At 45.4% G+C, this 9163-nt stretch carries 6 protein-coding genes and 1 pseudogene; all 7 read left to right on the plus strand.

The window, feature by feature from the left end; genetic code table 11:
- Nucleotides 1–272 (plus strand): annotated as a pseudogene (locus tag A3GG_RS13770) (ISAs1 family transposase); the annotation flags it as partial.
- Nucleotides 269–1927 carry a TonB-dependent receptor gene (locus A3GG_RS12275; RefSeq protein WP_051074831.1) on the plus strand — a complete coding sequence of 553 codons (1659 nt, stop codon included), beginning with the start codon at nt 269–271 and terminating at the stop codon, nt 1925–1927. The pseudogene A3GG_RS13770 and the gene A3GG_RS12275, both read left to right, overlap by 4 nt.
- Nucleotides 1928–1936: 9 nt before the next feature.
- The gene (locus A3GG_RS0109570) at nt 1937–3232 is read left to right on the plus strand and encodes a hypothetical protein (protein ID WP_018359074.1); all 1296 of its coding nucleotides are present in this window, start codon (nt 1937–1939) and stop codon (nt 3230–3232) included.
- A 3-nt stretch (nt 3233–3235) separates the two neighbouring features.
- On the plus strand, nt 3236–4696 hold the full coding sequence (locus A3GG_RS0109575) for a PepSY-associated TM helix domain-containing protein (RefSeq protein WP_018359075.1): 1461 nt from the start codon (nt 3236–3238) through the stop codon (nt 4694–4696).
- Between the two features lie 52 nt (nt 4697–4748).
- The gene (cobJ, locus tag A3GG_RS0109580; protein ID WP_018359076.1) at nt 4749–6158 is read left to right on the plus strand and encodes a precorrin-3B C(17)-methyltransferase; all 1410 of its coding nucleotides are present in this window, start codon (nt 4749–4751) and stop codon (nt 6156–6158) included.
- Nucleotides 6155–7339: a precorrin-6y C5,15-methyltransferase (decarboxylating) subunit CbiE gene (gene cbiE / locus A3GG_RS0109585; protein ID WP_018359077.1), complete on the plus strand. Its 1185-nt coding sequence runs from the start codon at nt 6155–6157 to the stop codon at nt 7337–7339. Before cobJ ends, cbiE begins: the two co-directional genes overlap by 4 nt.
- 2 nt (nt 7340–7341) lie before the next feature.
- A complete protein-coding gene (cobM, locus tag A3GG_RS0109590; protein ID WP_018359078.1) occupies nt 7342–9162 on the plus strand; it encodes a precorrin-4 C(11)-methyltransferase in 1821 nt (606 codons plus the stop codon).
- The last annotated feature ends 1 nt before the right edge of the window (nt 9163 follow it).

Raw genomic sequence — 9163 nt, forward strand, 5'->3', positions numbered from 1 at the left:
CATCGCTAACTGACCCTAAAAAGGTGTTTTCTCTCATTAGAGATCATTGGGCGGTAGAGAATAACTTACACTATTGTCTTGATGTTATTCTCGGTGAAGACCAATCGTTAAAGAGAAAGGACAACGAAGCGAAGAACTGGAATATAATCAACAAGATAGCTCTCTTCTTCCTCGAAAAGCAAAAAGAGAAAACAAAAATTCCAATGAAAAACCTAAGAAAGAGGAACGCAACTATGAAACCTTCTCAGATACTCGAATACAACTATCTATGATAATTCAAATGCGATTGCCCTGCTCATTCCACACATACGGAGCCGATGTGAACGGTCAGTATCAGCTCAATAGGAGTGGTCTCACCCTTAGGGGCATTATGAGTGTAAAGTCCTCCAAGAATGACTACTTAATGCGTGGCGTAGAGGTGTGGAATGAAGCTGCTTATGAGTATCAGTTGGGGGATTATCGTCGCTTTCACGATGGCTATAGATCTCTTTTCTCCCAACTTGAACTAGGTTTTACGGGTCGTACATGGGCAGACGAAGCTTTTGTAGGTATCTCATATACTAGTAGTGCTAGTGAGCTACAGACAGGATTTAGCCAAAACCTAGTGATAGGGCAGGCACACAGAGATCGTAGTGCTCTGAGGTTTTCAGGGAGGTATAGCAAGAGAGACCTATTTGTAGATGGGCTCTCCCTAAATCTATTCGCATCTCATACCAACGACCATATCTTATACACAGATACCGCTTATAGGCGTTATGCTTGGGATGGTAGTTATGTAGAGACGAATTATAGTGAGCTGATGCGGCGAGGAAAGATGATTCGGGCTACTGAACGCCCTACTGATGTACTACGTGCTAATATCGCCTATCAATGGTCACGAACAGGGACGGTCTCTTTCAACTATACGCTTACAGCGAATAAGAATAAGCGAACGGATCGCCTCGATGCCACCTTTATCCCTTCGGAAGATTATTTGGCAAGGCATATCTTGGGTGTTTCGTATGGGCAATATCTGTGGGATGATCGTATCAATACTACTCTATTCCTTAAAGATTATATCTTCCATGCAGAGGTAGAGCAGTCAGATTATTATTGGATTACGGGTGCCAATGAGGTGGAGCGTAAAGCTACAAAGAATCACCTAGGATATGGACTAGGCGTGAGAGCTACGTTATTCCCCGAGCTATCCCTTAAGGGGTCGTATGAAAGAGCGGTTAGGCTCCCATCTGCCAGGGAGTATATGGGTAACGGAGCCAATATCTATCCTAATCTACTCCTCCGACCAGAGCAGGCTAACAACTTCAATCTGGAGGTCTATGGGGCTTGGCGCTTTCAACCAGAGCATAAGTTATCCTATAAGGGCAACTTCTTTGTCCGTGATGTGCAGGACTATATCTACAGAGTGGTTTCGAGTGATACCGAGAGTAAGTATGAGAATGTAGGGGTTGCGCGTGTGATAGGAGGTGAGGCTGAGGTCGGTTACACCTATCAGCACTTATTAGACTTTTCTGTGAATGCAACCTATATTGATGAGCGCAATAGATCTAAGACCAAACCCAATGGTCAGCTAGATATTACGTATGATAATAGGATTCCGAATAAGCCCTTTTTCTATACCAATGCTCTAGCAGCAGTAACGATGATGGAGCCCTTTGGGCTTAAGCATAGTTCGCTAAGGATAGATGGCTCTCTCTCATATACACACTGGTTCTACCTTACTTGGGCGGCTTTTGGTTTAGCAGAGTCAAAAGCCCTAGTGCCGAATCAGTGGAATACCAATGTGGGAGCCACCCTATCTTTGGCCGACAACCGATACACCCTATCATTGCAGTGCAATAACCTCTTTGATAGAATCAATTACGATAACTATATGCTTCAGAAACCAGGGCGAGCCCTATTCTGTAAGTTAAAAGTATTTATTAACTAATTAATAACAATGAAGATGAAACGACTACCTATCTTTTCAGTGTTCTTAGCTCTGTTACTCGTCTTTGCTACAGGTTGCGATGACAGTAATAAGCCTAACCCTAAACCAACTCCTAAACCAACCCCAGAGGTTACTGGTATGGAGTATGACGTATGGATTGCCCTTGATGAGGGAACCTCTTCCGCTGCAAAGCAAGATGCTCATGCCGTGAGAAGGGTTGCCAGCCTTGAGACTGGGGAGTATGATATCAAAGGCAAGGGTGTTGAAACCTTAAGTTCAGAGATGACTCCTAATGCTATCTACCATGATGGCTACTATTATAGTGTATCACGTAAAGGGGACTTCGGTAAATACAAAATTACTGATGCTGACGTGGATGTGGTGAAGAGGTTCCCACTTAAAGAGGTGCTAGACCGCCGCTTCTCTCACGTTTGGTTCGATGCCAATACGCTTGTTCTCTTTGGATCTGCGGGAGATAAGCAAGTTGTGAATTGGGTCAAGATCAACACCAATGATATGAAGGTGGTAGAGAAAGGTATCCTAGATCTGCCTGCACCAAAAAAGGGTGAACAATTCAATTCATCAGGTCTGGCTGGCTATCGTAAAAGTGACAATGTTATCTTGTATGTTTATCAATACGATAAAGAAAGCACTTCAGCTATGACTAAGCCAGCGAGAAAGGATTTTAACCTCTCTGTTATCGACGCCAAGACGATGAAGGTTGTAAGTACTAGTACCGAAACCCGTGCACAGATGCCTGCATCAACTTCTTTTGGAGAAACAAGACAGAGCAAGGCTTTCTTTGATCAGCAGGGCAATTATTACCTAGCATGTAATTCGGTCAATGCGGGCTCCAAGTCTACAACTCAGCAACATGGCTATATTCTTAGAGTCAAGGCGGGTGAGAAGGAGTTTGACAAGAGCTTCATCGTTACGCTTAATGATAATAGCAAGATTGTGACAATTCGTGAACTTATGCCTAATGTTGCGCTAGCCTATCTCCAAAACCCACTCTATGCTACTGGAAAAGATGTCTGGAGTAGTAAGGATAATCCTTTCGTATTCTTCTGGTCAGTAATCAATCTTTCTACTGTAGCACAGACTCATCTAAAGGATATCCCATTTAGCGCTGGTGGTAATTATGTAGAGCTAGCTGCTGTCTTCGAAAACTATGCTATCCTCGGAGCAAATACTAAGACGCAAACACAGTTCTATAAGTACGACTTCAAGAGCGGTAAAATCACTCCTGGAGCTAAACTAAAGGAAGGATATTACGCTGACCGTATTGTCCCAATCAAGAAGTAAATCATGAAGGTCTGGTCTGGAGTACATAAGTGGTTGGGGGCATTGCTCGCTCCTATGATGTTTGTATGGTTTCTATCAGGGCTTGGTATGCTTTTCCTTGCTTTCCCAAAGCTGGGGGATCAGGACATAGTACACCGTGATACTATAGGTGGTGTACTTCCTAGTCTGCAACAGATACTGGCACAGGTGCCAGAAGGGGAGGAGCTAATGCACCTTCAGCTTACGACACACTCGGGAGTTCCTATTATCAAAGTAACTACAGACCAGCAGTCTTTACAATTTGTCGCTGACACCCTCTTCGCCCCTGTGGCGGAGAGCGGTGTTAGCTATTCTTATATTCAAGAGCAGGCAGGGCGGTGGAGTTCTTACCCAATCAAGTCGATAGATGAACTTTACCAATTGGATCCTTGGATTCCGTATAGTTCGCTTAAGGAGCATTTCCCTATCTACCGTATTAAGTACGATGATCCAGAGAAGAGCTACCTATACCTTTCTTCACAGACGGGAGAGGCACTTCAATATTGCACTCGGAAGGGAAGAATAGAGGGAGCCCTCAGTACAATTCCTCACATGCTTTACTTTTGGCAACTCCGTCAGAATAGAGATATCTGGCTCGCTGTGGTTACTATACTCTCTGGTTTATGTGCCATCATGTGCTTAGCAGGGATAGTTGTTGGTATCCGATATTATAGGTTCTCATGGAAGAGAAAGGGAAGATTGCAAAGTCCATACAAGAAGGGAAGCTATAGGCTTCATCATATCTCTGGTATGCTCTTTGGTTTCTTCGCAATGATGTTCGCCCTTAGTGGGCTACTTTCTATGCAGGATCTGCCTAGTTGGTTGGTAAAGGAGCACAATCCAACACTAAAGAGCACTTTACGGAAAAGCGATAAAGTAGACTTCTCGAGCTTTGTGCTCGACTATCGCGAGCTCCTGAAGCTAGGCGAAGTGAAGGATATAGCGTTTGAGCAGTTCGGTACTCAACCCTATTACACGGTTACTTACCGTGATACTGTAGCTAAGTTTGATGCCACGAGTCCTTCTATAGAGCCGCTTTATCTTACAGAGAAAGTGGTGCTAAAACGGCTTAGTAGGCATATTGATAGTCCTATGAGTATAGAATTGCTGGAGACGTACGACAATTACTACGTCAGTAATATAGAGAGCGCCACCCTGCCAGTATACAAGGTGGTGGCTAGTGACCCCGATAAGAGTCATATCTATGTTACACCTACAAAGGCAAGTGTGCGGTACTTCAATACAAATAGTAGAGTGAAGAAGTGGATTTATCCTGCATTTCATAGCCTTCGAGTCAAGTACTTCGCTGAGCATCCAGTGCTTAGAAAGGGGCTGATTACTCTTGTCTGTATCGGAGGGCTAGTGCTCTCCGTTACAGGGATGATTATTGGCATACGCTTCTGGGGTAGACTTCTTCGGAAGAGTAAGATTAAAGCCAAAAAGTGATTACCTTTGTAGATCGCAAAACTGTATTAGAGATTTAATAATTAGATAATATATGGGTAACAAAGGGAAAATATACATTGCAGGTATAGGTCCTGGCAGAGCTGATGAGATTACACCTGCTGTGCAGAGGGTATTAGGAGAGTCGGATGCCGTTGTGGGTTATGACTTCTACTTCCAATTTGTATCAAAATTTCTCAAGGAGGGAGCGGAGTGTATCGATAGCGGTATGCGCCAAGAACGTGCACGTGCTGAGCTTGCATTTGAGCAGGCAGAGCAAGGTAAGGTGACATGCGTAATTAGTTCGGGCGATGCTGGTATCTATGGTATGGCTCCATTAATGTATGAGATGCGTGAGGAGCGCAGCAGCGACATTGAACTAGAAGTATTACCAGGCATTTCGGCATTCCAAGAGGCAGCCTCTATCCTTGGCGCACCTATTGGGCATGACTTCTGCATTATCTCTCTCTCCGATCTTATGACCCCATGGGCTACCATAGAGCGTAGAGTGGTGGCAGCAGCCGATGCAGACTTTGTTACAGCTATTTACAATCCGAAGAGCCATAAGAGGTTTTGGCAGCTAGAGCGAGTAAGAGAGCTATTCCTTAAGAGTAGAAGCGCAGATACTCCAGTCGGTATCGTGCGACAAGCAGGGCGAGAAGATCAGAGTGTAATAGTGACGACCCTTGGTGAAATGGATATTGAGGTGGTCGATATGTTTACTGTTGTGCTCATAGGTAATAGCCAGACCTATCTTTCGGGTGATACTATGATTACGCCTCGCGGTTACTATAGAGAGAAGCACGAGGGTAAGGAAAAGATAGGGCAGCAGATTATGATGCAGAGCTTTAGGACTATCTCTTCATTGCTCAAGCAACCTGATGTACCTTTGGATCATAAGTGGGCACTACTACACGCTATCCATACCACTGCCGACTTCGATATGGAGCAAATCTTCTATAGCGATGCCGATGCTGTGGCAAAGCTCCATGAACGGTTCAAGAAGGGAGAGATAAAAACCATTATCACTGACGTTACAATGGTAGTCTCTGGTATTCGCAAGGGAGCTCTCGAAAGATTAGGTATCGAGGCTAAGTGTTATCTCCACGATCCCCGTATTGCCGATATGGCTGAGCAATTGGGTATTACTCGCACTCAGGCAGGGGTAAGACTAGCGGTAGAGGAACACCCCGATGCGCTCTTCGCTTTTGGCAATGCGCCAACAGCGCTTATGGAACTAGCACACCTTATTCGCAGGGGCAAGGCTACGCCAAGTGGCATTGTGGCAGCTCCAGTTGGCTTTGTGAATGTCTGCGAGTCTAAACAAATGATTAAGCCCTTCAAGAAGATCCCCAAGCTGATAATAGAAGGGCGCAAGGGGGGTAGTAATCTTGCGGCTACGCTTGTCAATGCTATCCTGACCTATGACGACGCAGCAGCTCTTAAGCCCGGTAGAGACGTATGAATATAATTCTTATTGGTACCGATGATAATAGAGAGCGGTATTGGCCACCCGAACTATTAGAGCTGATCAAACAGAGTTATTACTTCTCTGGTGGTAAACGACATCACGAATTGATTAAGCCTTACTTACCGGAGAAGTATGAATGGATAGACGTTGTCCCTCCTGTACCAGAGGTAGTTCGGAGTTATGAAGGCAAAGATCAGGTTGTGGTCATTGCCTCATGCGATCCTATATTCCATGGGATAGGGCAGAGGATAATGGCGGTGTTCCCCGAAGCAGAGATTGCTCTATTCCCTTACTTCAATTCGCTTCAAATGTTAGCGCACAAGGCACTCCTACCATATCAGGAAATGCATGTCGTCTCCCTAACGGGTAGACCTTGGTTGGCTTTCGATGAAGCATTAATCCAAGAGGAGAAGATGATTGGTATCCTCACCGATAATAGGATGCACACCCCACGTACTATTGCTAGCCGTATGCTGGAGTATGGGTATGATAATTATGATGTCTATGTCGGTGAACTCCTAGGCAATAAAAAGCAAGAGCGAGTCACGAAACTTACAGTAGCTGAGGTCGCAGAGCGAGACTTTGAGTACCCCAATAATCTGATTCTCAAAAGACAAGTACAGCGTAAACGATTGTTTGGAATACCAGATAAGCTATTTACACATCTGGATGGGCGGGAACGTATGATTACCAAGATGCCTATCCGTCTTCACACTCTCTCTATGCTTGAGCTCTATGGCAAGAGAATACTATGGGATGTGGGGTCATGTACGGGCTCTGTTTCGGTAGAAGCGAAGCTACAATTTCCTCATCTGGAAGTAGTCGCTTTCGAGATTAGACCAGAGGGAGAGGGGTTACTAACAGAGAATGCTCGTAAGTTTGGAGCCCCTGGCATCGTATTCGGTGGAGGGGACTTCTTGGAGGCAGATCTGGCAACACTCCCAGCCCCTGATGCCGTATTCATAGGTGGGCATGGGGGTAAGATGGTAGAGATAATGGAGAGAATTTGGCAGGTATTGGCAGATGACGGCGTGGTGGTATTCAATTCAGTGAGTGACGATAGCTACCGTCAATTCTGCGATGCTGTGGAGCGAGTAGGGGGTAAGATAGAGGAGAAGACAAGGCTCGCGGTTGACCAGTTCAATCCTATTAGAGTAATGAAAGCAAGGAAATAGTCATGGATAAGAGAGGAATAGCAATAGTTACGCTATCGGAAGAGGCAAGGGAATTAGCACAACTACTAAAGAGGGAGCTCCAAGAGGCAGATCTTTATAGTACTAAGGAGCAAGAGGGTTTCACATACCTAGAGAATCTCCAGACTGGTAGTGGGGAATTAATGGCACGCTATCAGTTGATTATCTACTTCTCAGCCATGGGAATTTGTGTGCGGAGTATTGCTCCCTACTTAGTGAATAAGTATTCAGACCCTGCAGTACTCTGTATTGATACCACGGGAAAGTACGTTATTTCTGTAGTATCGGGACACGTAGGGGGTGCCAATGACTGGTCCAAGAGGGTCGCAGCTATTATTGGTGCCGAACCAATCATCACTACTCAGAGTGATAGACTAGAGTTGTGGGCACTCGATACTTTAGGGAAGTCTCACGATTGGAAGAACGAGCCAGTAGGGGCATCACTCAATGATATCATTGCGCTCTTTGTACATAAAGAGCCCACAGCTTTATTGTTGGATATTCGAACCAAAGGAACCGCTTGGCTAGAGCGTTCGAAGCCCGATCATGTGGATATCTATTGGAATATATCTGATATAGATTGGTCCAAATACAAGCTCTTCATTGCTGTTACCTACATCGAGTATAAAGATATACCTATTCCACAGCTCTATTACCGACCTCAGGTACTGCACTTGGGTATTGGGTGTCGTAAGGATGCCATCCCAACTGGTGTCGCAGAGCATATCTTAGAGGAGATACGGAGATTCGGCTATTCGACTAAGTCTATAGCTGGAGTACATAGTATTGAGCTAAAGAAGGATGAAGCACTTATTGCCGATGTGGCTAGTAAACTAGGTGTGAAGCGTAGTTTCTACTCTTCGGAGCGCTTAGCAGAGATAGAGGTGCCTAATCCTTCTGCAAAGGTGGAGCAGGTAACCTCAAGTGCAAGTGTATCAGAGGCGTCTGCCTTATATGCTTCAGGCGGAACGCTCTTAGTAGAGAAGCAGAAAGGAGCACTAGTTCAGGGGAGTGACTTTACCTTTGCGCTTGCTATGGAGCCTGTAGGTACTAAAGGTGGTCACATTGAAATCGTGGGCGCTGGACCAGGAGATCCCGAACTGGTATCGGTGCGAGGTAAGCAATTCTTGCAACGAGCCGACCTTATCCTATATGCCGGTAGCCTAGTGCCTATCGAGCTGACATATTACGCCAAGGAGGGAGCTACCGTCCGTAGTTCTGCTGATATGGCTCTCGAGGAGCAGTTCGAGCTGATGAAGGAGTTTTACGATAGGAATTGTCTTGTCGTACGCCTACACACTGGTGATCCTGCTATCTTTGGCGCTATCCAGGAGCAGATGGCTCTATTCGATGAAGCAGGTATGAGCTATCACATTACGCCAGGTATCTCTTCGTTTCAGGCAGCTGCTGCAGAGCTGCAATCGCAGTTTACGATTCCGGAGAAAGTACAGACGATTATCCTCACAAGAGGTGAGGGGCGCACACCTATGCCCGAGCGAGAGCAGCTGCATAAGCTTGCAGCATCGCAAAGTACTATGTGTATCTTCCTCAGTGCCTCAATAGCCGAGAAGGTACAGGAGGAGCTATTGGTGCACTATCCTCCTACAACGCCAGTAGCTGTATGCTACAAGCTGACATGGAAGGATCAGAAGATATGGCGTGGTGAGCTACAACATTTGGCGCAGATTGTAAGGGAGAATAAGCTTACACTGACCACCCTCATTGTGGTAGGTGAGGCTATTGATAACCGCAAGGGATTATCAAAGCTCTACGCCGACGAATTTAAGCATCTATTTAGGAAATAAC

The organism is Porphyromonas levii DSM 23370 (assembly GCF_000379925.1).
Classification (GTDB): Bacteria; Bacteroidota; Bacteroidia; order Bacteroidales; family Porphyromonadaceae; genus Porphyromonas_A; species Porphyromonas_A levii.